The organism is Comamonas sp. B-9, from assembly GCF_000410635.1.
GTDB lineage: Bacteria > Pseudomonadota > Gammaproteobacteria > Burkholderiales > Burkholderiaceae_C > Comamonas.
Genome location: NZ_KE148553.1, coordinates 1 through 24,193, shown reverse-complemented (window position 1 = coordinate 24,193; position 24,193 = coordinate 1). Strand labels below are relative to the sequence as shown.

Here is a 24,193-nt window from a genome sequence, read left to right as displayed (position 1 = left end):
CTCAAGGGTTGTAGGGCGAGGCTTCCAGCAGGCGCCAGCGCTGGGGCAGGTTCAACGGCGTGCTGCGCCAGCTGTCCACCTGGAACTCGATCCAGCGCCCGGTTCCTCCTGTCTGGTCAATGTCGGCATCGACCCCAAAATGGGCGCGCGCATGGCCGGTCAGCTGCAACTGGCGCGCGCCTTCAAAATCTGGAAAGACCAGGCCGCAGCGCGACTCCAGCTCCAGGTTGCCCAAGGTGTTGAACATGCTGTTGCCGTTGAAATCGGGGATGCGCAGCACCTGGCCTTGCTGCTGCACAAAGCCGGGCCGGCCACCCCGGTGCGATATATCGGCGTCCTCGCTAGGGCCCAGGCTGGCGATGAACAAGGTATCGGCGCCCGCAATCCAGGTCGAGGTGGCCTCGTCCAGCAGCGTGCCTGAGGTGGCAGCGGTACGGGTGCGGTGCTCGGATGCCGCTTCTGCCTCCAGCGGCAGCAGCTCGCGCTTTTGGATATAGCGAGGGCAGACCGGAAAGGCCTGGCCCACCGCCACCTCCAGTGCCTGCGCCGATGCCTGCGCTGTTACCTGGCTGACACGGCCATTGATGCGCAGGCGCCTGCGGGTCTGCAGTTCGATCAGCAGCACGGCGATGGATTGCGCGGGCTGCAGATCGGCGATGGGGGCCATGCTCGCCAGCACGCCCTGCGGGTCGCGGCTGGCCACGTGCAGGCTGCGCAGGTCATCGCTGGCCTGCACAAAGCCCGGCTCGCCACTCAGCATGCAAGCCCATATGGCGCCTGCCACATCGGCTGCGCCCAGCACGCACCAGCGCTGCTGGCCGACAAAGTTGCGTGCGGCCGCCGGAATGCCGGGGCTGATGCTGCGGCGGTTGATGAGCGCGGTGCCGCGCTCGCCCGTGCGCTCCTGCACCAGGCGTTCGCCAGCGTGAAAGATGTGGTCGTCCATAGTGGCTCCTTGGTGGCGGCAGGGTCGCAACAGCTGTCAGCCAGGCGGCTTAAAAGGTCACCAAGGTGTGGCCTGCATCCAGGTGGCGCGACAGATCCAGCACGCCGGTGGTGCCAGGGATGGTCTTGTCGCGCACCAGCGCAATGCCAGTGGGTGCCAGGCCTGCGCCCGCACCAAACACATCGGCGCAGCCGCCGCAGGCAACGATGTGGTCCAGCACCGCTTCATACAGCGCATGGCCGGGGTGTTCTGGCTTGACCAGCTCGGCAGGCCAGCGCACGCCCGTGCCTTGGAACACCAGGTCAAAGTCCCGGTTCTTTTCCTTGAGCTCATAGGCCAGGAACAGCGCGTTCACGACACGGCCCAGCGCTTCTTGGGTGCCGGATTGGGGATCGGAAAAAACAACGATGACGGTTTTCATAAATAGACCTTTCGAGGACGGCGTAGTGACAAAACTGGAGTTGCCGTCTCGGAAGCAAATTTATCTATTTACTCAAACGTGATAAATGCCAGATAATTGATTTGATTCTTCCATTTTTTGCAGTAATCACCCACCCCATGGACCGCCTTCACGCCATTGATGTCTTTCTGGCCATTGCCGATTTGGGCAGCCTGACCCGCGCGGCCGAGGCACTGGAGCTGTCCCTGCCCAGTGTGGTGCGCACCCTGGCTGCGCTGGAGAAACACCTGGGCGTGCGCCTTTTCAACCGCAATACCCGGCGCCTGGCCATCACCGACGAGGGCCGGGCCTACCGCGTACATGCGCTGGCCATCCGCGCTGCAGTTGCCGATTCAGAACAGGCGATGAGCCGGGCGCAGGCCGAGCCCTCGGGCAGCATCAGCCTGACGGCGTCCGTCAAATTTGGCGAGCTGCATGTGGCCCCGCTGGTGGCCAGCTACCTGCAGCGCTACCCGCAGGTAGAGGTGCAGCTCTTGCTGCTCGACCGCGTGGTCAATCTGGTGGAAGAAGGTCTGGACCTGGCCGTGCGCATTGCGCCGCTGCCCGATTCCAGCCTGGTGGCGCGCCATGTTGTGGACATCCACCAGGTGATCGCCGCCAGCCCCGCCCTGGTCGCCGCCTGCGGCATGCCCCAGCAGCCGCAAGACCTGGCCGCCCTGCCCTGCATCGAGTTTGGCGGTGTGGGCGATGCGAACCTCTGGGAGTTTGTCAGCAAGGGCCGGCCCGAGCGCGTCAAGGTAAAGGGCCGCATGCGCTGCAATACCGTCGGCGGCAATATCGCCGGTTGCATCGCCGGCCAGGGCTTTGGCCGTTTTCTGCACTACCAGGTGATGGATGCGATTGCGCGCGGCGAGCTGGTCCGCATCCTGCCCGGCCACGCACCCGCGCCCCGCCCGCTGTCCCTGGTCTACCCGAGCAAGCACCATGGCACGGCGCGGGTGGCAACCCTGGTCGAGCATCTGGCTGAGCAGCTGCGTGCGCGGCTGGGGGAGTTTGCGCCTTCTGCACAAAAGCGCTGAAAGGCTGGGCTGCAGCAGCGCCGCTAGTTGGCCGTCGCGGTACCGGCCAGCTCGCCTTTGAAGCGCCCCGCCAGATGCTCGATAAATGCCCGTACCACCGGCGGCAAGCCGCGCCTGGTGGTGAACACGATATGCACAATGCCGGTCTCCGTGCGCCATTGCGGAAACACATGGACGAGGCTGCCGCGCTCGAGCTCCTTGCTGCAAAAGTGTTCGGGCAACAGCGCAATGCCCAGGCCAGCCAAGGCCGCTGAGCGCAGCGCGCCAAAATCGGCGCAGGTCATGCGGGGCGTGTGGCTGATGGCACTGGGCTGTCCATCGCCATTCCAAAACTCCCAGCTGATGGGGCCAGTCTGCTCGGTGCTGGCCAGGGTCGGCAGCTCGCCCAGCAGCTGCAGATCGCCCTTTTTGCACTGCCTGGCCAGGCTGGGCGCAGCCACCAGAATGCGGCTTGAATGGCCCAGGGTGCGCATCACCAGGGCGGCATCGGTCGTCAAGCTGGTGCGCACGCGGATGGCCACATCGATGCGCTCGTCGATCAGGTTGACGGGCCGATCTGCGGCCACCATCTGCAGCTGCGCCTTGGGGTAGGTCTGCAAAAAATCGGTCAAGGTGGGCGAGAGGATTTCCATCAGCCCCAAGGGGCAGCTGCAGCGCACGACGCCATGGGGCTCGCCCAGCGCATCGGACACCACGGCATCGGCCTGCTGCACATCGAGCACGATGGTGCGGCAGCGCTCGTAAAAGGCCTGGCCTACCTCGGTCACCCGAAAGCGCCGGGTGGAGCGCTCGATCAAGCGCACACCCAAGCGCGACTCCAACGCCGCAATGCGCCGACTCAAGGTGGACTTGGGCATGCCCAGCGCACGGCCCGCCGCAGCAAAGCCGCTGTGCAGCACCACCTCGGCAAACAGCGCGTAGTCGTTGATATCTCGCATGGGCCTCGCTTCCGGTTTTTGTCTCAATATTGGAACAATGATATCCACTTTACCCGTCTACTCAAAACTTTGTTCCACCTGCATCATTACATCACTGCGACGAACGGTTCGGCGCACACCTCAAGGAGTAGGAAAAATGGAACGCAAGTTTGACAACAAGGTCGTCGTAGTCACCGGTGGCACCAGCGGTATTGGCCTGGCCACCGCCAAGAAATTTGCCAGCGAAGGCGCCTATGTGTTTGTTACCGGCCGCCGCCAGCAAGAGCTGGACAAGGCGGTCCAGGCGATTGGCCCCCGTGCTACCGGTGTGCGGGCCGACATGTCCCAACTGGCCGACATTGACCGCCTCTACGACGCCGTGCAGCAAAGCCATGCGCAAATCGATGTGCTGTACGCCAATGCCGGCGGCGGCTCGATGCTGCCCCTGGGCGCCATCACCGAGGAGCATTTCGATGCCACCTTTGGCACGAATGTGAAGGGCCTCGTGTTTACCGTGCAAAAAGCTTTGCCGCTGCTGCGCGATGGCGCCTCCGTCGTGCTGACCGGCTCGGTCGTCGGCTCCACCGGCACCGCCGCCTTCAGCATCTACAGCGCCTCGAAAGCTGCCGTGCGCAATCTTGCCCGCAGCTGGACGCTGGATCTGAAGGAGCGCGGCATCCGCGTCAATGTCGTCAGCCCCGGCCCCATCCGCACCCCTGGCCTGGTCGAGTTGGCTGGCAACGATGCCGCGCAGCAGCAAGGCCTGCTGGACTATATGGCCAGCCAGGTGCCGATCGGCCGCGTCGGCGAAGTCGACGAAATCGCGGATGCGGTACTGTTCCTGTCTTCGCCGCAAGCCAAGTTCATTGCTGGCACCGAGCTGTTTGTCGATGGGGGCATGGCGCAGGTTTGAGGCATGGGGTGCAGGTATAAAGCAGTGGGTTGCAAGCGCAGCGAGCTGCCCATCTCCCGCAAGGACTGCATGCTGCGCCCAGCCGCAAAAAAGGCCCGCATGCGCGGGCCTCGTCTTGGCAGCGAAAAGGCTTAGGCGGCTGAGCGGCCAGTGCGCTTTTTGCGCATAAAGGCAAAGAAGCCCACACCAGCGAGCAGGCCCGAGGTCAGGACCAGGTTCCATTCGGACAGCGTGGGCACGGGCACCGATACCGTGGGAGCGACCGGTGTGGTCACTGCACCATCGTCGGCACAGACCTGGACCCAGCCCGGCCAGCCCCCGCTCATCGCCACGGTGATGCTGTTGACGGTGGCCGGGGGATTGTTGGTCAGCGTCAAAGTACCGGACGAGAAGGGGGATGCCGTTCCGGTGTATCCGGTGTCCTTGATCACCAGCGGGTTGGTTGCGCTACTGCCCGCCAGCGGCTCGCCAATGTCTGCAGCAACGGATTGGTACAGATCACCGTTGAGGCGCACACGCAGCGACGAACCCAGGGTCCGGATTCCGTGGGCCTTGATGCTTACCGTACTGGTCTGCAACGGTTTGTCAAAGGTGTAGGTGCACGACTGTGCGCCGCCTGTGAGTTGGGCTGTACCTGGCTCAAAAGGCCCTTGAGTAATCGTGTTGTCTTGACAGGTTCCGCTCACGGTAGCGGTGACGGCGCCATAGGTGGTAGCGCCACCGCTGCCACTGACAAAACACTGTTGAGCGGCATGGGCTGCATGGAGCGTGCCGAGGCTGAGAAGTACTGCAGAAGCCAAACGAAAAGTGGGGAACATACTGATACATGCAGTTGCACTAGGAACCAATATGTTAACAGCGGACCCAGTACCGTTACGGCAAAAATTGACCTATATCAATTCATTTTTTTCAATAAAAACAATAACAATCAACTTTTTCTCAAAGATAGAAACCTTCTTGAACAACGCATGCAAAGTAGATTTTTTAACCAAATTGTCAATTATCCAGACCTGATTGATACACAAAAAAATGCCAGCTCGGTTGGCTGAGCTGGCTGAAGGCCGGTAAGCGAGAGAGCGCTTGGTCCACCGGCGAGGAGACAGGCAAGCGGGCACAGGGCTCGCTTGCGTATGGATCAAAGGTCAGAACATCAGAAGGCGGCGGGGCGCCATTTGAGCAGGCGTTTTTCCAGGCGGGTCAGCAAGAAATCGGCGCCCAGGGCCACCACCGCCAGCACGATCATTGCGGCGAACACACCACTGGCGTTGAATGCGCCCTGCGCGGTGGAGATCAACAGGCCGATACCCTCTTTGGCGCCGAGGAACTCGCCCACCACGGCGCCGACCAGCGCAAAACCAAAGCTCACATGCAGGCTGGCCAGAATCCAGGACATAGCCGATGGAATGACCACCGACAGGGTGACCTGGCGCGGCGATGCACCCAGGATCTGGGCATTGGCAATCATGTACTTGTCGGCTTCACGCACGCCCTGGAAGGCATTGGCAAACACCACAAAGAAGACCATCACGACGGCCAGCGCCACCTTGGAGGCCATGCCCAGGCCCAGCGCAATCACGAACACCGAGCCCAGCACCACGCGGGGGATGGAGTTGGCGATCTGGATGTAGATGGAGAACACATCGGACAGCAGCTTGTTGCGGCCCAGCACAATGCCGCAGATGACGCCAGCGATGGAGCCGATCAGAAAGCCGATCACCGTTTCTTCCAACGTGACCAGCACCTGCTGCCACAGCGGGCCTTGTGATGTGCCGTCGCGCATCCACTCCACAATCTGGTTCCAGATCATCGAGGGCATCGAGTAGAAGAAGGGGTCGATCCACTGCATGCGGGCCGAGACTTCCCAGCCGCCGAGGACCAGCACCAGCACCAAGAGGCGCAGCCCGATGATGACGGCCTTGCGGCGCTTGATGGCGGCCTGCGCGGCAATGGATTCCTGCGCGAGCGCGGCGTCGCTGACGGCAGCGGGGGTGTGGTCTGCCGCAGCCGACACGGGTGCCGGGCTGCGCGCGGCGTTGGGGTTCAGGGTGAGTTCAGACATGGTGTGTTCCTTGCCTTGTGTTTACTGGATATGGACTTCTTCGCGCAGGTCATCCCAGATGCGCTTGGACAGGTCGATGAACTGCGGGTCGTAGCGCACCTCGCTCATCACGCGGGGGCGTGGCAGGTCGATCTCGTAGACGCGCTTCAAGGTGGCGGGGCGGGCCGTCAGCACAAACACGCGGTCGGCCAGCGCAATGGCTTCCTCCAGGTCATGGGTCACAAACACCACCGAGCCGCCGGACGCCGACCACAGGCGCAGCAGCTCATCCTGCATCAGCGTGCGGGTCTGCATGTCCAGCGCCGAGAAGGGTTCGTCCATCAGCAGGATTTCAGGCTGGTTGATAAAGGTCTGCGCCAGCGCCACGCGCTTGCGCATGCCGCCCGAGAGCTGGTGCGGGTAGTGGTTGCCAAAGCTGGCCAGGCCCACGCGGTGGATCCACTCATCGGCCAGCTTGAGCGCCTGCGCACGCGGCGTGCCACGAAAGATGGGGCCGGCTGCCACGTTGTCGCGCACCGATTTCCAGGGGAAGACGGCATCGGCCTGGAACACAAAGCCGATGCGCGGATCGATCTGTTCGACCTTCTTGCCCATCACGCGCACCTCCCCCACCGTCGGCTGCAGCAGGCTGGTGATCAGGTTCAAGGTGGTGGATTTGCCGCTGCCGGTGGGGCCGACGATGGCGATGAATTCGCCTTTGGCCACGCTCATAGAAAAATTGCGCAGCGCCAGGGTGGCCGTGCCGTCCGGCGCGATGAAGCGCAGCGACACCTTGTCAAATTCGATGGCAGCATCGGTTTGCTGCGTAGAGGCTGCGGCATTTTTGGGCTGCAGGGTGCTGGACGGTTGCTGGCTGGCAACCGCCTGGGTGGCATAGGACATGGGGAGTCTCCCGAAAGGGCTGGGGTTTGTGCGCCAACGGCAGCACGGCATGCCGCGCTGCTGGGCCGGTCGCGCCGCTTTTTACTTGGCGCTCAGGTAAGCGTTGGAATAGGTCTTGGCCAGGTCAATGTGCGCGCTCTTCACATTGGGCTTGTAGGCCGACAGCACCCGGAGCACGGTCTCGGGGCCGCCCTCGGGCATCTTGCCGTCCTTGGTGTACATGGGCAGCGAGGCTTTCAGCGCTGCCACATACAGCTCCTTGTCATTGCCGTAGTAGTCCTTGGGCATCTTCTCGGCAATCTCTTCGGCGCTGTGGCTGCTGATGTACTGCATGGTCTTACCAAAGGCGCGCGCGAGCTTGGCGGCCTGGTCCTTGTGGCTGGCGGCCCATTCGTTGCGCACATACAGGCTGGCGGCAGGGTAGAGGCCACCCAATGCCGCCTGGGTGCCCTCTTCGCTGCGCATGTCCACCAGTACCTTGGCGTCACCGGTCTTGAGCATTTGCGACACGGTCGGCTCAGTCGTCATGCCCGCCTGGATGCGGTCTTGCTTCATGCCGGCGATAAAGGAATTGCCAGCGCCCACGGGCAGCAGCGAGTAGTCCTTGCTGGCCACGCCTTCCTTGTCGACCAGGTAGCGGGTGAGGAACTCGGTGGACGAGCCCAGGCCGGTGACGCCCAGGGTCTTGCCCTTGGCATCGGCCATCGATTTGAAGCCGCCTGCAGCCGCCTTGGTGGACACCAGTTCCACCTCACCGGGCACCTTGCAGAACACCGCAATGGCCTGGATCTCCTTGCCCTTGGCCTGCAGGTCGATGGTGTGGTCGTAGAAACCCACCACGCCTTGCACGGCACCGGCGATCAGCTGGTTTTCTGCATCCACGCCGGCAGGCTGCGATTGCAGTTCCACCTTCAGGCCCTCTTCCTTGAAGTAGCCCAGCGACTCGGCCAGCTTGGCGGGCAGGTAGATGATCTTGTTGATGCCGCCCACCATGATGGTGACGGTGTCGTCTGCGGCCTGGGCAGCCGTGCTGGCCATGCAGCAGACAGCAGCAGCGGCGATGGCTGCCAGGGCATGGCGGCGGGTAGCGTGGAATGGGGTCATGCAGTGTCTCCTTGAAGTTGTGGTCCTGGCATCTGCAGTGGTGGCTCCCCGAGCTGGGCGACCGCATAATGCACCGGATAGGAACAGAGTCTAGAAACCGCACCCTTTCAGTGCGCTTTCGCTGCACTGCAGCATTTTTAGTGGTTATCCCTGATCTATTTGCGGGCGCCCGGCGCCCCACCTCCTCCGATGAAGATCCTTCTGGTCGAAGACAACCTGGAACTGGCCCAGTCCCTGGCCGAGCTGCTGCGCCAGCATGCTTTTGTGGTGGACCATGTGGACCGTGGCGATGCGGCCGACCAGCTGCTGAGCCAATCGCACTATGACCTGCTGCTGCTGGACCTGAACCTGCCCCAGTTGAGCGGCAAGGCCTTGCTGCGCCGCCTGCGTGAGCGGGGGGACAGCCTGCCGGTGATTGTGCTGACGGCCAGCGATTCGCTCGACCAGAAGGTGCTGTGCCTGGAGATTGGCGCCGATGACTACCTGGTCAAACCGGTGGAAGTGCGCGAGTTGCTGGCGCGCATGCAGGCCATTGCGCGGCGCCAGATGCCCGGGCGCGAGAACCAGGTGCGCTGCGGCAACCTGCAGCTGGACTTGCGCACGCGCCTGTTCAGCGTGGCGGGCGAAGAGCTGGCCCTGCCCCCGCGCGAGCGCAGCGTGCTCGAAGCGCTGATGCTGCAAAACGGCAGCGCGCTGCCCAAGCAGCGGTTGATGGATGTGATCTACGGCATGGACGAAGAGGCCAGCGCCGACGCGGTGGACCTGTATGTGCACCGCCTGCGCAAGAAGCTGCAGGCCAGCGACACCACCATCATGACCTTGCGCGGCGTGGGCTACCTGCTCAAGCAAAAACTGGCCGGCGGGGACTGAATGCTGCACAGCCTGCGCGCACGCCTGGCCCTGTGGCTGCTGCTGCCGCTGGCGGTGCTGGTGGGCCTGTGCGGCTGGTTTGCCCATGAGCATGCCGAGGATGCGGCCGACTATGTGCAGGACCATGACCTGCTGTCCTCGGCCAAGATCCTGGCCGACCGCCTGATCTGGGAAGACGGCGATGTGCGCGCCAGCGTGCCGCCTTCGGCACTCAGCCTGTTCATGTCGCCCGCGCGCGACCATGTCTACCTGAGCGTGATGGATGCGCAAGGCCAGCTGCTGGCGGGCCAGCAGAATTTTCCGCAGCCGCCAAAGCTGCAGCTGAGCGGCAGCGACAACGCCCAGTGGTATGACGCCGTCTGGCAAGGCCAGCCGATCCGCGCCGTCATCACGCGCCGGGCCATGTATGACGTGGCAGGCGCGCGCGAGATCACCATCCTGGTTGGCAAAACCACGCACAGCCGCGACAACATGGTGCAGACCTTGTGGTGGCCGACGATGGAATACCTGCTCTGGGCGCTGGCCGTGGCCGTGCTGGTAAGCGCCACCGCCTTGACCTTGGAGCTGCGCGCGCTGCTGCGCATGGCGCGCCAGCTGGCCGAGCGCCCGGCCCGGGATCTGGATTTTCACCTCGACTCGCGCCAGATCCACCAGGAGCTGCGGCCGCTGACCGATACCGTCAACCAGTTTGCCCGCACCATCCGCGCCCAGGTCGCGCGCCAGCGCCAGTTCATCTCGGATGCCGCGCACCAGCTGCGCACGCCGCTGGCCATCCAGGCCCATACCTTGGAGCAGGCGCTGGGCCAGACCCCTGCCGAGTTGGCCGCCCTGTCGGTCGCGCAGCGCCTGGCTGTGCTGCAGCGGCTGCAGCGCAGCAACCAGCAGTTGCTCAATGTGGCCAACCAGCTGCTGACCCTGGCGCAGGCCGAGGCCGGCGGCGCCGCCCAAACGCCGCAGTGGCTGGACCTGCGCGCGCTGTGCCTGCAGTGCCTGGAAGCCTTGGCGCCGGCGGCCGACCTCAAGCAGATCGACCTGGGCTGGGAAGAACGCGCAGCGCCAGCTGCAGCACCCGCCGATGGCGCAATGCCCTCAGCCGATGCGCATGCGTTTTCGCTCTACACCAGCAGCCGGCTGCTGCCCGAGCTGATTGCCAATCTGGTGGACAACGCGATCCGCTACACGCCGCCGCAAGGCCAGGTCACCCTGGGCCTGGAGGCCAGCGCCGGCAGCCTGCTGTTGTGGGTGCAGGACAATGGCCCGGGCATACCGGCGCAAAGCCGCGATCGGGTGCTGGAGCGCTTTTACCGCCTGGCCAATGACACGCCCGGCACCGGCCTGGGGCTGGCGATTGTGCAGGAGGTAGCACGTGCCACCGGCGCCAGCCTGCAACTGGCCGATGCCCAGCAGCGCTACACGCCACCCTTTGGCCCGGGCCTGCGCATCAGCGTGCGTTTTGTGCGCGCTGTGGGCGAGCACTAGGAACCGGTTCAAAGGGCCCGCAAATCCGCCGGTCCGTGCTGAGGTGGCGAGCTGCGGGCGGCCCCCTATCGCCCCGGCGCTCAGGAAAACAGGCCCAGACTCTTGGCATTGTCTTTGCCCTCATAGGGCGGAAAGACATCCAGCGCCAGGTCTGGATTGCCGATCAGCATGGCCTTGGTGTTGCTCAGCGCGTCAAAGCCCGCCTTGCCATAGTATTTGCCCATGCCGCTATAGCCCACGCCCCCAAAGGGCAGGCTGTCAATCCAGCAATGGAGATTGGTCTGGTTCACGCAGCCGCCACCAAAGGACAGGCTGCCCAGCACCAAGTCAATGTGCGCAGGGTTCTTGCTGAAATATAGGCCGCCAGTGGCTTTGGGTTGCGCTTCATCACGCCGAGGATCTCTTGGAGCTCGGTATAGGGCATCACCGGCAGCACGGGGCCAAAGATCTCCTGCTGCAACGCAGGGTCATCCCAGGTCGACGGATACAGGACCGTTGGCTCCACATAGCGGGCCTCGACATCGACCCTGCCGCCATGCACCACCTTGTCCGCAAGAATGTAGGAGGCCACCCGTTGCGCGTCATGGCTGCTGATCATGCGTGCGAAGTCTGGGCTCTGCTGGGGATCGGCTCCATACATCCTCACGATGGAGGCCTTGAGCTTGGCGATGAACGCATCGGCAACGCTGGCATGGACATACACATAGCCCGGCGCGATGCACCATTGGCCGGAGATGGCATTGTGTCCCCAGGCGATGCGATCGGCGGCGATGTCGAGGTTGGCGGTCTCGTCAACAATGGTGGGGTTCTGCCCGCCCAACTCCAGAATGACCGGCGTCAGGTTCTCAGCGGCTGCGCGCATCACCACCTTGCCCACGGCGGAGCTACCGGTAAAGAAGATGAAGTCAAACGGCAACGCCAGCAATGCGCCAATCTCCTCCCGCCCCCCGGTGACGATGGCCACATCCTCGGCATCGAAATACTGCGGCACGAGCTTTTGAAACAGCGCAGCGGTGACCGGCGTGGTGTTGGCAGGCTTGAGCACCACCGGGTTGCCAGCGGCCAGAGCAGCGATGGCTGGATCGAGCAGCAGCAGGATCGGCGCGTTGAACGGTCCGATCACAAGCGTCGGGCCATAGGGCTCTTTCAGCACCAGCCCGCTGTTGCCGGTGGCCTCCAGCCCCTTGGGAATCTCCACGCGCTGAGGCGCCATCAGCGCAGCCAGGTTCTCGCGGTAGTACTTGATGTTGCCCAGCGGCACGGTGATCTCAAACAGCTGCTCAAACGATGGCTTGCGGAAGTCTGCATACAGCGCGGCACAAAACGCCTCTTGGTGCTCCAGCAGCATCCGCTCCATGCGATCGAGCTGTGCGAGGCGCCACTGCGCTGATTTGGTCAGGTCGCTGAGGAAGCGCGCCTTCTGCGCATCCAGCATGGGTTGGAATTTGTTCGCCATGGCAAGTACCTCCGCACTAAGAACCTGTTCAAAGCACTCCATCTGCTGGACCTCGGTCGCGCCCATTCAGCGCTGCAACCATTTCTCCATTGTGTCGCTGTCTTTTTTCCTCGCGTTTGCTCAGCGCGCATTTGCTTTGGTTTGTGGCAGAGACAGGCAGCGGATCGCGACTGCCTGGATGCCCGGACGCCCGGACGCCCGGATGCCACCAGCGGCATGGCGCCAGCGCCGGGCCGAGCGCCCGCTACGGCGCGGTCTGCGCCCTCTTGGCGCCGGGCAGGGTTGCAGCCGGCTGGCGCGCCAGTTCGATAAAGGCGCGCACATAGTCGATGGCGGTGTCCGATTCGCGCGCCCCCAGAAAGATCTGCTTGGCAATGCCGCGCGGGCCCAGCCGCACCGGCACCACGTCCATCTTGGCGGCGTACTCCTCCACCAGCCAGCGCGGCAGCGCCGCCACACCCCGGCCGCTGGCGACCATCTGCACCATGATGTCGGTGGTCTCGATGGCCTTGTGGCGCCGGGGCGTGATGCCGGCGGGCAGCAGGAACTGGTTGTAGATGTCGAGCCGTTCGATATCGACCGGGTAGCTGATCAGCACCTCCTGCGCGAGCTGCTGGGGTTTGACATAGGCGGCAGAGGCCAGCGCATGGCCCCGGGGCACGACGAGTACCTGCTCATAGTCAAACACCGGCTCAAACTGCAGCCCGGGTTTGAACAGCGGATCGGGCGTGACCAGCAGGTCGATCTCATAGCCAAACAGCGCGCCGATACCGCCGAACTGGAATTTCTGCTTCACGTCCACCTCCACATCGGGCCAGGCGGCCAGGTAGGGCGAGACGACCTTGAGCAGCCACTGGTAGCAGGGGTGGCATTCCATGCCAATGCGCAGCGCGCCGCGCTCGCCCTGGGCAAACTGGCCCAGGCGCTCTTCGGCCAGGTCCAGCTGCGGCAGCACGCGGTTGGCCACCGCCAGCAGGTACTGGCCGGCCTGCGTCAGCCGCAGGCTGCGGCCTTCGCGCAGCCAGACATCCGTGCCCAGCTGCTGCTCGAGCTTCTTCATGCTGTGGCTCAGTGCCGATTGGGTGAGGTGGAGCACGCCGGCAGCGGCGGTGAGCGAGCCCTGCTTTTCGACCTGCTGGACGATGCTGAGGTGGATACGTTCCAACATTCAGATGAACCACATTCATGGATTTATGAGATAAAACCATTTTACTTCATGAGTAACCCGCTCTAACATCCGGCCCATCGACCTGAGCCGCGTGCTGTGCCCAAGGCAGCTCAGCTCCCCTGCATTCAACGATCGGACCCCATGAGCAGCGACATCCGCTTCACCCTCCAGCGCCTGCGTTTTGACGAGCACTACCAGCCCTCCGACAGCACGCGTATCACCACCAACTTTGCCAATCTGGCCCGGGGCCATAACCGGCAGCAGAACCTGCGCAACACCTTGCGGATGATCGACAACCGCTTCAACGAGCTGGCCCATTGGGACAACCCCAGCGCTGACCGCTATGCAGTGGAGCTGGACATCGTCACGGTAGCGATGCAACTGGGCGCGCAGCGCAACCAGGAGGCCTTTCCGCTGATCGAGATGCTGCAGACCCATATCTTCGACAAGCAGACGGGCCAGCGCAGTGCCGGCATTGTGGGCAACAACTTCTCGTCCTATGTGCGCGACTACGACTTCAGCGTGCTGCTGCCGGCGCACAACCTGGACCGGGCCGGCTTCAGCACCCCGGCGCATTTTGGCGATCTGCATGGCAAGCTGTTCAAGGCCTTTGCGGGATCCAGCACCTACCGGGACAACTTCAGCAAGCCGCCGGTGATCTGCATCAGCGCATCGACCAGCAAGGTCTACCAGCGCAGCGGCAACCAGCACCCGGTGCTGGGCCTCGAGTACCAGCAAAACGAGCTGTCGTCGACGGACCAGTACTTTGCCAAGATGGGGATGCAGGTGCGCTTTTTCATGCCCGCCAACAGCGTTGCGCCGCTGGCCTTTTACTTTGATGGCGACCTGCTGGGCGACTACAGCAGCCTGGAGCTGATTGCCACCATCAGCACGATGGAGACCTTCCAGAAGATCTACCGCCCGGAGATCTACAACGCCAATGCCGCCGCCGGAGCGCGCTACCAGCCGAGCCTGAAGCACGAGGATTACTCGCTGACGCAGATCGTCTACGACCGCGAAGAACGCAGCCAGCTGGCCATCCAACAAGGCCGGTTTGCCGAGGAGCACTTCATCAAGCCCTACCAGGGTGTGCTGCAAGCCTGGGCGGCCCAGGCCAGCGTTTAAGAACCTGTTCCAAGGCCTTGGCGCTGCGGCGCCATGCTGCCGATGTCACCTAGGCAACCCCCTTGCGCAGCGGCGTGCGCACAATGCCTTGCACGCCAACCTGCCCCTCATTTTTGAAAAGGAAATCTTTGATGTTTGAAACCTCCATTGCCGGCAGTCTGCCCAAACCCGCCTGGCTGGCCGAAACCAACAAGCTCTGGCCCCAGTGGATGGCAGAAGGCGATGCACTGCGCCAGGCCAAGGCGGATGCCACCTTGCTGTGGATCAAGGCCCAGGAAGATGCCGGTCTGGACATCGTGGGCGACGGCGAGCAGGCGCGCCAGCACTTTGTGCATGGCTTTCTGGAGCAGGTCGAAGGCATCGACTTCGACAACAAGGTGAAGATGGGCATCCGCGACAACCGCTACGACGCGATGGTGCCGCAGGTGGTGTCGGCCTTGCGCCTCAAGGGCCGCGTGCATGCGTTTGAGGCGCAGCTGGCACGCGCCCACACCCAAAAAAAGCTCAAGTTCACCCTGCCCGGCCCGATGACCATTGTGGACACCGTGGCGGACCGCTTCTATGGCGACAAGGTAAAGATGGCCATGGCCTTTGCCGAGCTGCTGAACCAGGAAGCGCTGGCCCTGCAGGCCGATGGCGTGGACATCATCCAGTTTGATGAACCCGCCTTCAACGTCTACATGAAGGATGCGGCCGACTGGGGCGTGCAGGCGCTCGAGCGCGCAGCGCAGGGCCTCAGCTGCACAACGGCGGTGCACATCTGCTACGGCTACGGCATCAAGGCCAATACCGACTGGAAGAGCACCTTGGGCGACGAATGGCGCCAGTACGAGACGGTGTTCCCGGCGCTCGCGCGCAGCAGCATCGACCAGGTGAGCCTGGAGTGCATTCACTCCCATGTGCCGCCCGATCTGATGAAACTGCTGGCGGGCAAGGATGTCATGGTCGGTGTGATCGATGTGGCAAGCGACACCATCGAGACGCCCGAGGAAGTGGCCGACACCATTGCCCGCGCACTGGAGTTTGTGCCCGCGGACCGCCTCTTCCCCTGCACCAACTGCGGCCTGGCACCCATGTCGCGCGATGTGGCCTGGGGCAAGCTCAAGGCACTGGCAGCGGGCACCCAACTGGCCAAGGAGCGGCTTGCTGCTGCTTGATACGCCAGCCTGAAAACCCAGCTTTAGGCACCAACCTGACCCGGTCCAAACGACCGGGTCGCCCTGACCGGGTCAGCTACTTTCAGCTACTGCACAAACCCGCTCACCCGCCCCCAGGCCTGGTGCATCTCGGCCACCAGCAGGGTCATCTGCGCGGCGACCGTCGTGCGCGCCTTGATGCCAAACACGCTCTGCCCGGCTGCTTCGTAGATCAGCTGGGCATTGTTGTGTTCGTGGATCGATGCGAACACATCACCGATCAGCGCCTGCTGCTGGGGCATGCCGAGCGGCGCGGGCGCATCGGCCTCGTCCCAGGCATCGATCCAGGCACTGCGCACCACACGGCAAGGCTTGCCGCTGTGGGCGCGTGAGATAACAGTGTCCTCGCTGCTGCTGGCGATCAGCCGGTCCAGCAATGCAGCGGGCGTGTGGTTCTCTTGCGCGGCCATCCACAAGGTGCCCAGCCAGGCGCCCTGCGCGCCGCTGCAGATGCTGCCCAGCACCTGCGCACCGGTGGCGATGCCGCCAGCGGCCAGCACGGGCGTGTTCTGCGCCACTTCCACAATCTGCGGCAGCAGCGACATAGTGCCCACGGTGCCGGTGTGGCCGCCCGCGTCATAGCCCTGGGCGACGAGCACATCCACGCCCATGTCCAGCGCCTTGCGCGCATGGCGTACTGAGCCGATCAGCGAGAACGTGAGCTTGCCTCTGCGCTTGGCCTCGGCAATCAGCTCGGCGCGCAGGCCGATGGCCGTTGCCACCGCGCAGGCCTGGGAGTTCAATACCGCATCGATCTGCGCCTGAAACAGGGCCTCCGAGCGCGCATGGGCGGTAAAAAAGCTGGGCTGCCTGGGCGGCTGGATGGCAAAACGCTCGCGCAGCCCGGCCACAAACGCCACATGCGCGGGCGGCAGCGCTGCCTGCAGGCTTTGCGGATCGGCCTGGCTGGGCACATGGGCCGGCAGCATCAGGTCAATGCCATAGGGCAGGCCCGCCAGGCGCTGCTCCACATCGCGCACGATGGCCGGAATGTCCTGCGGTGCATCGCGCGCCAGCCCCAGTACCGGAAAGCCACCGGCTTGGGCAATGGCGACCACGACATCGGGCTCGTGCGAGAAACCAAAGATGGGATGCGCAATGCCCAGGCGCTGGCAGAGCGGTGTTTGAAATTGCGGCATGCTGCGGGCCTTGTCTCGGTGCAGCCATCAGTTGGGTTCAATGCCGGCCTGCTTGATGACCTGGCCCCACTTCTCGCTCTCCTGCGCGATGAAGCTATCGAACTGCTCGGCGTTCTGCGGTGCCAGCTCCATGCCCAGCGATTCGAGTTTGGTCTTGACATCGGGCTGCGCGAGGATCTGCGCAATATCGGCCGACAGCTTTTGCAGCACGGGCGCCGGCGTCTTGGCCGGGGCCACAAAGCCAAACCAGGTGCCCACGTTGTAGTGGGGCAGTTGCGCCGCCTCGGCCACGGTCGGCAGATCGGGCGAAGCGCTGGAGCGCTTGGCGGTGGTGACAGCCAGTGCGCGCAGCTTGCCGCTTTTGACATGCGGAATCGCGAGCGCCGAGGTCAGCGGCATCATGTTGACCCGGCCGGACAGCAAATCGTTCAAGGCCTCCGACTGGCCTTTGTAGGGCACATGCGCGAGCGAGATTTGGGCCTCTTGTGCCAGTAGCTCGCCCGACAGGTGGTTGGAGGTGCCCAGGCCGGCGGTGGCATAGGTCAGCGGTGGCTCGCTCTTCTTGGCCAGCGCGACGAACTCGGCCATGGTCTTGGCCGGCAGGCTGGGGGGCACGACGATGATATTGGGCACATAGCCAAAGCCGGCAATCGCCTTGAAGTCGCGCACGGGGCTCCAGCTGATGCTCTTTTGCAGCGCGGGCGCCACCGCGTGGCTGGGGCTGACCGCCAGCAGGGTGTAGCCATCAGGCGCGGATTTGGCGACATAGTCGGTGCCAATGGAGCCGCCCGCGCCCGTCTTGTTCTCCACGATAAAGGGCTTGCCGTACTGGGTAGAGAGTTTGTCGCTGATGATGCGCGCAACCGAATCGACCACCCCGCCCGCCGAGAACGGAACGATGACCTTGACCGGCTTGGTGGGATAGCCTTCTGCCTGGGGCTGCGCCTGCGCAAGCGCAGTGACGGCCAGGCTGCACGCCAGCAAGGCGCGCGCTGCATGGGCGAGGGATGGGATGGTCTGCATGGCTTTGTCTCCTGAGAAGGGTGGATTGCGCTTGTGTCGGTCTGCGCTTGTTCTTGTCTCGATACGCGTCGCGGTAATGGGCGGCTAGGTGTTCAGTGCCGCCATCGTGCGTTTGGCGATATTGGTGATGTGGACCTGGCTCGTGCCTTCGTAGAGGCGGAACAGGCGCACATCGCGGTAGAAGCGCTCGGCCACATTGCCGGCCACATAGCCGCTGCCGCCAAAGATCTGCACGGCCCGGTCGGCCACACGGCCGCAGGTCTCGGAGGCAAAGAGCTTGCACATAGAGGCCTCCATGGTCACGTCCTGGCCATCGTCGCGCTTGCGCGCGGTCTCCAGCACCAGGGCGCGGGCGGCATGCACTTCGGTGTTGCTCTCGGCAATCAGCTGCTGCACCAGCTGGAACTCGCTGATCGGCTGGCCAAACTGCTGGCGGCGCTGCGCTTGCAGGGCCATCTCCTGCACCAGGCGGATGGCCGGCCCCACGCAGAGACCGGCCAGGTTGATGCGCTGCTTGTTGAGCGCACGCATGGCCGTGCGAAAGCCCTTGCCCTCCAGGCTGCCAACGATGGCGCTTTCATGCACGCGCACCTGGTCCAGCACCACCTCACCGACGGGCGAGCCATGCTGGCCCATCTTGCGCATTGCGGGCGGTGTGGACAGCCCGGGGGTGCCGCGCTCGATCAGAAAGGCGCTGATGCCGTTCGCGCCCTTGCTGCCGGGCTCGGAGCGGGCAAACACGGTGAACAGGTTGGCAATCGGCGCATTGGTGATAAAGCACTTGCGCCCGCTGATCACAAAATGCGCGCCGTCGCGCACGGCTGTGGTCCGCAGCGCGGTGGCATCCGAGCCAGCCTCGGGCTCGGTCAGCGCAAAGCAGCCGGTCACCTCGCCGCTGGCCAGCTGCGGCAGGTACTTAGTCTTCTGCGCCTCGGTGCCATCGACCACCAGCGACTCCGACGCAATACCGGTATTGCCACCAAAGCGCGCGCGGAAGGTGGTCGCTACCTGCGAGACCTCGATATTGACCAGGGCCAATTCCTCGGTCGTCAGGCCCGCGCCGCCATAGGCCTCGGGAATGCTGTGGCCAAACAGGCCCAGCTCGCGCATGCGCTGCACCACCGGCTCGGGGATCAGGTCCTGCGCATCGACCTGTTCCTCGATCGGCTGGCATTCGGTGCGAAAAAAAACACGCAGCTCGGCCAGCATGGCTTCAAACGTCTGGGGGTCTCGGATCATCACGCTTCTTTCTTGGGGAGGGGTGGAACCGGCGCTGGCTGCAGGGCTTGGGGCGTTAGCGCCCTAGCGCATACCCAGCGCCAGCTCCAGTTGAAAAACGGCATCTTTCAGCAACGGTGCCACCTCGCGGCTAAGCAGGTTCCTGGACGCCCGGTGGGTGGACAAGGTGCAGTTCAGCGCGACGGGCAAACCGCCGAGATGGGTGCGCACCGGAACGGCAATCGCATGGATCTCCTTGCGCCAGTCGCCCTTGGAGTGGCAGTAGCCCTCTTCTTGGAAACGCACTACATCGGCCTGCCAGTGGGGCAGTTGGGCGTCATACTCGGCACGGTCCTTGACCCGAAGGTAATTGACGATGGCGCGCTGCTCGGCCGCCGGGCAGGCCAGGACCAGCGCCCGGCCGATGGCGCTGGACAGCAGCGGGCGGGTGGAGCCGATATCGGGCAGGTGCTGGTTGGTGGAATCGGCCCGCACCGAGTCGATATAGACGACCTGGTCGCGGTCGCGTACGCCCATGTTGACGGTGCAGCCGGTGCTGCGGGCGAGCGACTCCATCAGCGGCTTGGCCGCCTGGCGCACGGCCATGCTGGCCAGCAGCGGGGGGCCCAGCGACAGCACGCCCGGGCCCAGCCGGTACTTTTGCAGCTGGCCGTCGCGGCTCAGATAGCCCAGCAAGGTGAGCGTATAGGTCAGCCTTGAAACGGTGGGCTTGGGCAGGCCGGTGCGGTCGGCAATCTCGCGGTTGCCCAGCACCGGGCTGGCCGGCGTAAACGCCCTCAGCACCTCCAGACCGCGCGCCAGGTTCATCGAGAACTGGCGGTCTTGCGTGAGGTCATGGGGGCTGACAAGCCCAGGCAGAGGGATGGTGTGCACGGCAGGTTTGGCGGTGGTTCGTGTGGTCATGATTGGGCGGCAGCCTTTCCAGGTCAATCGTTTGAGCCGAGTGTTTCGCTAAGCGAAACATGCTATTGCAGCTGCCCATCCGCTGTGGGACAAAGCGGCTATTGCGCTTACTGCACGAAGAGTTTTCATGACCCACCACAAGACCAAGACCAACCCAGGCTCGCTGGCCGGCGTACGCATCCTGGACATGGCCACGGTGCTGGCTGCGCCCAGTGGCGCGACCATGTGCGCCGACCATGGCGCCGATGTCGTCAAGCTGGAGCTGCCCGATGGCAACGATGCGCTGCGCCATATGCAACCCATCAAGGACGGATCGCCGCTGTGGTGGAAGGTGGCGAACCGGGGCAAGCGCGGCATCACCCTGGATGTGCGCAAGCCTCAGGGGCGCGCGCTGCTGCTGGCCATGCTGGCGCAGTTCGATGTGCTGGTGGAGAACTTTCGCACCGGCAGCCTGGACCGCTGGGGCCTGGACATTGCCACCCTGCACCGCGCCAACCCGCGCCTCATCGTGGTGCGGCTGACCGGCTTTGGCCAGACGGGGCCCTACAGCGCCCGCGCCGGCTTTGCGCGGGTGTTTGAGGCGATGAGCGGCTTCACCAACCTGACGGCCCCTGCAGGCGGCGCGCCGATGCACAGCAATTACCCGATCGGCGACTCGGTCGCCGGCATCTTCTGCGCGTTCTCGATCGCCGCAGAAATGGCCCGCCTGCGTGCCGACCCCGAGGCGCTGGGCGTGGAGGTGGACCTGTCTGCTACCGAGGCGCTGTTCCGCATTCTGGACCCGCTGCCCGTCGAGCATGAACAGCTGGGCCTGGCCCGGCGCGGCGAAGGCAATCTGGCCACCTACACGGCGCCATCCAACATGTACCGCAGTGCCGATGGTGTGTTCTTCTCGATGGTGGCGTCATCGCAGGCCGTCTGGCTGCGGCTGTGCAAGGCGATGGACAAGCCCCAGCTGGCAGACGACCCGCGCTTTGGCAGCCTGCCCCAGCGCGTGGCCCATGTGCATGCGCTCGATGCCATCGTCAGCGGCTGGTTTGCCGAGCATGGTTTTGCGCTGATCTGCCAGAAGCTGGAGGCCTGCGAGATTCCGTTCAGCAAGGTCTATGACATCGCCGATATCGAGGCGGACCCGCATTTTCAGGCGCGCGAGGCCATCATCCGCCTGGCCGATGCCGACCATGGCAGCCTGCCTGCGCCCTGCATTGTTCCGCGCATCATCGGCCGCGATATGCCGGTGCCCCGCACCGGCCCGGCGCTGGGCGAGCACAACGCCGAGGTCTATGCCGCCTTCGGCATCTCGGCCGATGAACTGGCACAGCTGCGCGCGCAGGGCGTGGTTTGACCGTATTCCTCAATAGGTCGCTAACACGGCCCAGCAAACCGAAGGTTTGCGATTGAGACTAGGCGTCGCCGACTAGGCGTCGAGCCGCAGGCAGTACAGTAGTACGACTAGGTTCGGCAACGACGTATCAAGGGTTGTGTTAGCGACTCTTCAGGAGAACTGCATGAACCGCTACCAGGCCATGGTCACGCGCAGCGCGGACAAAGCCATCCACTCACAGATAGAGACCCTGCAGCGCAGCGAGCTCGCGCCCGGCGAAGTGCTGGTCCAGTCCCACTATGCGGGCGTTAACTACAAGGACTGTTTGTCGCTGCATGGGGCGGCCAGGATCATCACGCAGTTCCCCCGGGTGGCGGGGATCGAGGTGGTGGGCAAGGTACTTGAATCGCACAGCGACCAGTTCCGGCCCGGGGACATGGTGCTCAGCCATGGTTTCCAGCGCGGCATTGATGTCGATGGTGGCTTTGCCGAACTGGTGCAGGCGCCCGCCGAGCACCTGCAAGCCCTGCCCGCAGGCCTGAGCGCCGAGCAGGTCGCCATCCTCGGCGTGCCCGGCTTTACCGCCGCAATGGCGCTGGAGCGCTTTGAAGAACTGGGCCTCCAGCCCGACAGCGGCCTGGTCGCCATCTCCGGCGCTGGCGGCGCCGTGGGCCGGCTGGCCCTCCATATGCTGCACCGGGCCGGCTACCGCACGGCAGCGCTCACCCGCAACCTTGGCAATGAAGCGGCTTTGCGCGCCCTCGGCGCCAGCGAGGTGATCGACATCAGCCAGGTGGTGGATTCCAAGCGCCCCATCGAAAAGCCGCAGTTCGCTGCCGGCATCGACAACGTGGGCGGCGCGGTGCTGTCATGGATGCTGCGGTCTCTGGCCGATGGCGGCCTGCTGGCCAGCGTGGGCAATGCCTCGGGCAATAGCTTTGACGGCAGCGTACTGCCCTTTATCATGCGCCGCGCCCAGATGTTCGGCATCGTCGCCAACGCCCCCTGGCCGCAGCGGCGCAGGCTGTGGGACAGGCTGGCGCGCGACTGGAAGCCGGACTTTGCCGCGCTGCAATCCGGTGTGCGCTTTATCGGGCTGGATGAGCTGCTGGGGCATGCGGCGCGGCAGCTGGAGGGGGGGACGAGTGGGCGCACGGTAGTGCGGTTTGGGGCTGCGGACGCATAAGCCCATACAGGGCCTCCGTAGAATGGCCGATTTCAATGAGTGCTTGGATCTGCGATGAAGGTGGTAGCGCGAAAGGTATTTCCGGACATTCAACTTCCAGCTGGCGAAACCGATGTTTTTGACATCCGTCGCCAGGCCGCATCGCTGGAAATCATCGTGAAAAGTCTGCTGGACGACACCGTCACGCTGCACATTTCGTTCCCACATTACGAAGCGCTGCTGGAGGCCGATGAAGGCAACCACAGCGCCTACTGGTGCAGCGGGCAATTCAAAGACAGCATCGTCTATGAAATTGCAGCGGGCGGCCTGCTCTCGCGAGAGCAGGCCATGCCAGGTTTGCTGACATCGGCTGCGGCATTTTCCGATGTTCGCGAATGGTTCATCGCCACCAGCGGAAGCTGCGTGTCGGTGGTTTCGACGGCGCAGCCTTCATGTCTCCTGAAGTCGCTGGGCACTAGTTAAGTGGTACATCTCCCAGACCGGTCAGATTGCCATGGCGGTCACGCACACGAACAGCGGCCGACGACACGAAAAACGGATCGGAGATCAGCCCAAAAGGCATGAGGTTGGAGGAATTCTTCCATTCGCACTGCACATAGGATATCCCTTGGGCCGGCTGGCATCGCACCGAGCCTTCAGCATTGGTGGCGCTATCGCCGTCCATGCGGTCCAGAATCACTGGCATCGGGATCCAGGGCATATACCATTCGCCGAACAACTTTTCCTCGGCAGTCTGCATGGCATCCAATGTAAAGCGTTGCATGGGCTTGGGCGCTTCTCCCGGAAATTGCAGCATCGCCTGCGTCAGACTCGTTGCGCCGACCGCTGTCAGCTGCACCGCCACCTCACCCGCCTCTTCCAGCAGTTGCCCGCTGGCGGGCGCACCGCCTAGGCTGCGGCCACCGGCATAGCGGTTCAATACAAAGCTTGCGCTGCTGGTGGTGCTGCGCTCAAATTCAGACGCGTAGCGGCCAAAGCCCATGTAAAAACTGGGCTGGCCATCAGCTCGGTAGCCAAATACCTGCATCAGCATCGTGTCGCCTTGCACATCCAGGCTGATGCCGCGTCCGGGCTTACCTGTCCGCTCGTCCTGTACCAGCCAGGTGCCATTGCTGGGCAGATAAGTGGGGGTACGCCGGTAGCTGCCTTCATAGGTACTGTAGGAATCCCATCCTTCGCTGTAGCAACCGGTGATGACCACCGGTACGCAGCGCTCCAGATAGGTTCGGATATTGCTGCCTTGCAAACGCAAAGGGGTCGTGGTATCAGCCTGCAAGGTCAGGGTTCCGGTCACTTGCGGCCCTAGGGATCGGAACTCTGCCGCTTGAACAACGGGAGCCAGCTCAGCATTCGCTGCCACACAACGGATGCTTTGGGACTGCGCGGGGCGCTCGCAGTCCAGCGTGTTGCGCACATCGCCTTTGCTCAGGGTCAAGCGCAGCAGGTCCACACCTGATTGGAGTTCCGCCCGCCAGTCGCTCACCACCTGCCCCTGCGCGTTCAGCCCCAGCCATAGCGCCTCTTGGGTGGTCTCACGCCCAGCCTGTGCTTGGTAGTACGGGGCATCGCGGCCAACAAACACATAACGCTCAATCGCCTCGGCGGGCTCTCCGGGCAACTGTATCGTTCCCTGCAAGCCATTGCGAAAGCTGAGCGTCACATCGCCCATGCTTTTGTCCTCTTGGGCATCGCGGGGCTCGCTGCCAAAACTGCGGCCGCCTTGGTAGCGCATCAATGGGGCTATGACGGTGTTGCCCTCCATCTGGCCCGAGGCAGCGTAGAAAG

Annotated in this window: 25 protein-coding genes; 10 read left to right on the top strand and 15 right to left on the bottom strand. The window is 63.8% G+C overall.

Going from position 1 to position 24,193, the window contains the following annotated elements; all coding sequences use genetic code 11:
- Position 1: 1 nt before the first annotated feature.
- Both H928_RS0110035 and H928_RS0110030 read right to left on the bottom strand, forming a co-directional pair.
- A complete protein-coding gene (locus tag H928_RS0110035; RefSeq protein ID WP_021026378.1) occupies positions 2-946 on the bottom strand; it encodes a pyridoxamine 5'-phosphate oxidase family protein in 945 nt (314 codons plus the stop codon).
- A 49-nt stretch (positions 947-995) separates the two neighbouring features.
- Positions 996-1,367: a DsrE family protein gene (locus tag H928_RS0110030; RefSeq protein WP_021026377.1), complete on the bottom strand. Its 372-nt coding sequence runs from the start codon at positions 1,365-1,367 to the stop codon at positions 996-998.
- Positions 1,368-1,504: 137 nt separating this feature from the next.
- On the opposite strand from H928_RS0110030, the gene H928_RS0110025 reads away from it, so the two are divergent.
- Entirely contained in the window at positions 1,505-2,425 is a 921-nt protein-coding gene (locus H928_RS0110025; RefSeq protein WP_021026376.1) for a LysR family transcriptional regulator, read from the top strand.
- A 23-nt stretch (positions 2,426-2,448) separates the two neighbouring features.
- Here H928_RS0110025 and H928_RS0110020 read toward each other — a convergent pair whose 3' ends face one another.
- Positions 2,449-3,363, bottom strand: coding sequence for a LysR family transcriptional regulator (locus tag H928_RS0110020; protein WP_021026375.1), 915 nt, complete (start codon positions 3,361-3,363; stop codon positions 2,449-2,451).
- A gap of 136 nt (positions 3,364-3,499) precedes the next feature.
- Between H928_RS0110020 and H928_RS0110015 the strand changes: the two genes are divergently transcribed.
- A complete protein-coding gene (locus H928_RS0110015) occupies positions 3,500-4,255 on the top strand; it encodes an SDR family oxidoreductase (RefSeq protein WP_021026374.1) in 756 nt (251 codons plus the stop codon).
- Between the two features lie 131 nt (positions 4,256-4,386).
- Here H928_RS0110015 and H928_RS0110010 read toward each other — a convergent pair whose 3' ends face one another.
- Positions 4,387-4,833, bottom strand: coding sequence for an IPTL-CTERM sorting domain-containing protein (locus H928_RS0110010; RefSeq protein WP_021026373.1), 447 nt, complete (start codon positions 4,831-4,833; stop codon positions 4,387-4,389).
- 72 nt (positions 4,834-4,905) lie between these two features.
- Here H928_RS0110010 and H928_RS31510 point away from each other — a divergent pair, with 72 nt between their 5' ends.
- The gene (locus H928_RS31510; RefSeq protein ID WP_148293116.1) at positions 4,906-5,304 is read left to right on the top strand and encodes a hypothetical protein; all 399 of its coding nucleotides are present in this window, start codon (positions 4,906-4,908) and stop codon (positions 5,302-5,304) included.
- A gap of 101 nt (positions 5,305-5,405) precedes the next feature.
- Here H928_RS31510 and H928_RS0110005 read toward each other — a convergent pair whose 3' ends face one another.
- The 3 genes from H928_RS0110005 to H928_RS0109995 form a co-directional block, all read right to left on the bottom strand.
- Complete coding sequence (locus tag H928_RS0110005) at positions 5,406-6,314, bottom strand: ABC transporter permease (RefSeq protein ID WP_021026372.1); 909 nt, start codon at positions 6,312-6,314, stop codon at positions 5,406-5,408.
- A gap of 21 nt (positions 6,315-6,335) precedes the next feature.
- Positions 6,336-7,196, bottom strand: a complete 861-nt coding sequence (locus tag H928_RS0110000; RefSeq protein ID WP_021026371.1) for an ABC transporter ATP-binding protein — start codon at positions 7,194-7,196, stop codon at positions 6,336-6,338.
- Positions 7,197-7,277: 81 nt separating this feature from the next.
- The gene (locus tag H928_RS0109995) at positions 7,278-8,234 is read right to left on the bottom strand and encodes an ABC transporter substrate-binding protein (RefSeq protein ID WP_052329902.1); all 957 of its coding nucleotides are present in this window, start codon (positions 8,232-8,234) and stop codon (positions 7,278-7,280) included.
- Between the two features lie 255 nt (positions 8,235-8,489).
- Between H928_RS0109995 and H928_RS0109990 the strand changes: the two genes are divergently transcribed.
- Positions 8,490-9,170, top strand: coding sequence for a response regulator transcription factor (locus H928_RS0109990; protein ID WP_021026369.1), 681 nt, complete (start codon positions 8,490-8,492; stop codon positions 9,168-9,170).
- Positions 9,171-10,649 (top strand): sensor histidine kinase, encoded by a 1,479-nt coding sequence (locus H928_RS0109985; protein WP_021026368.1) that lies wholly within the window; start codon positions 9,171-9,173, stop codon positions 10,647-10,649.
- A gap of 80 nt (positions 10,650-10,729) precedes the next feature.
- Here H928_RS0109985 and H928_RS34050 read toward each other — a convergent pair whose 3' ends face one another.
- The 3 genes from H928_RS34050 to H928_RS0109975 form a co-directional block, all read right to left on the bottom strand.
- Positions 10,730-10,939: a hypothetical protein gene (locus H928_RS34050; RefSeq protein ID WP_373604916.1), complete on the bottom strand. Its 210-nt coding sequence runs from the start codon at positions 10,937-10,939 to the stop codon at positions 10,730-10,732.
- Positions 10,936-12,171, bottom strand: coding sequence for an aldehyde dehydrogenase family protein (locus H928_RS27035; RefSeq protein ID WP_373604915.1), 1,236 nt, complete (start codon positions 12,169-12,171; stop codon positions 10,936-10,938). Before H928_RS27035 ends, H928_RS34050 begins: the two co-directional genes overlap by 4 nt.
- Positions 12,172-12,349: 178 nt before the next feature.
- On the bottom strand, positions 12,350-13,273 hold the full coding sequence (locus H928_RS0109975) for a LysR family transcriptional regulator (protein WP_021026367.1): 924 nt from the start codon (positions 13,271-13,273) through the stop codon (positions 12,350-12,352).
- 141 nt (positions 13,274-13,414) lie between these two features.
- Here H928_RS0109975 and H928_RS0109970 point away from each other — a divergent pair, with 141 nt between their 5' ends.
- Both H928_RS0109970 and H928_RS0109965 read left to right on the top strand, forming a co-directional pair.
- On the top strand, positions 13,415-14,398 hold the full coding sequence (locus tag H928_RS0109970) for a DUF1852 domain-containing protein (RefSeq protein WP_021026366.1): 984 nt from the start codon (positions 13,415-13,417) through the stop codon (positions 14,396-14,398).
- A gap of 131 nt (positions 14,399-14,529) precedes the next feature.
- Positions 14,530-15,555, top strand: coding sequence for a methionine synthase (locus tag H928_RS0109965; protein WP_021026365.1), 1,026 nt, complete (start codon positions 14,530-14,532; stop codon positions 15,553-15,555).
- Positions 15,556-15,641: 86 nt separating this feature from the next.
- Here the strand turns inward: H928_RS0109965 and H928_RS0109960 are convergent, their stop codons facing one another.
- The 4 genes from H928_RS0109960 to H928_RS0109945 all read right to left on the bottom strand — a co-directional run bounded on the left by H928_RS0109960 (position 15,642) and on the right by H928_RS0109945 (position 19,898).
- Entirely contained in the window at positions 15,642-16,733 is a 1,092-nt protein-coding gene (locus H928_RS0109960) for a nitronate monooxygenase family protein (protein ID WP_021026364.1), read from the bottom strand.
- A 27-nt stretch (positions 16,734-16,760) separates the two neighbouring features.
- Positions 16,761-17,756 carry a tripartite tricarboxylate transporter substrate binding protein gene (locus tag H928_RS0109955; RefSeq protein ID WP_021026363.1) on the bottom strand — a complete coding sequence of 332 codons (996 nt, stop codon included), beginning with the start codon at positions 17,754-17,756 and terminating at the stop codon, positions 16,761-16,763.
- Between the two features lie 84 nt (positions 17,757-17,840).
- Positions 17,841-18,995 carry an acyl-CoA dehydrogenase family protein gene (locus H928_RS0109950; RefSeq protein WP_021026362.1) on the bottom strand — a complete coding sequence of 385 codons (1,155 nt, stop codon included), beginning with the start codon at positions 18,993-18,995 and terminating at the stop codon, positions 17,841-17,843.
- Positions 18,996-19,058: 63 nt separating this feature from the next.
- Complete coding sequence (locus H928_RS0109945) at positions 19,059-19,898, bottom strand: IclR family transcriptional regulator (protein WP_021026361.1); 840 nt, start codon at positions 19,896-19,898, stop codon at positions 19,059-19,061.
- 127 nt (positions 19,899-20,025) lie between these two features.
- On the opposite strand from H928_RS0109945, the gene H928_RS0109940 reads away from it, so the two are divergent.
- From H928_RS0109940 to H928_RS0109930, 3 genes are all read left to right on the top strand, one after another.
- Entirely contained in the window at positions 20,026-21,243 is a 1,218-nt protein-coding gene (locus tag H928_RS0109940) for a CaiB/BaiF CoA-transferase family protein (RefSeq protein ID WP_021026360.1), read from the top strand.
- Positions 21,244-21,406: 163 nt separating this feature from the next.
- Positions 21,407-22,408, top strand: coding sequence for a YhdH/YhfP family quinone oxidoreductase (locus H928_RS0109935; protein WP_021026359.1), 1,002 nt, complete (start codon positions 21,407-21,409; stop codon positions 22,406-22,408).
- 54 nt (positions 22,409-22,462) lie between these two features.
- On the top strand, positions 22,463-22,870 hold the full coding sequence (locus tag H928_RS0109930) for a hypothetical protein (protein WP_021026358.1): 408 nt from the start codon (positions 22,463-22,465) through the stop codon (positions 22,868-22,870).
- Here H928_RS0109930 and H928_RS30105 read toward each other — a convergent pair.
- Positions 22,863-24,077, bottom strand: a complete 1,215-nt coding sequence (locus H928_RS30105) for a hypothetical protein (protein ID WP_148293115.1) — start codon at positions 24,075-24,077, stop codon at positions 22,863-22,865. The two genes, H928_RS0109930 and H928_RS30105, sit on opposite strands and share 8 nt — an antisense overlap.
- Between the last annotated feature and the right edge of the window lie 116 nt (positions 24,078-24,193).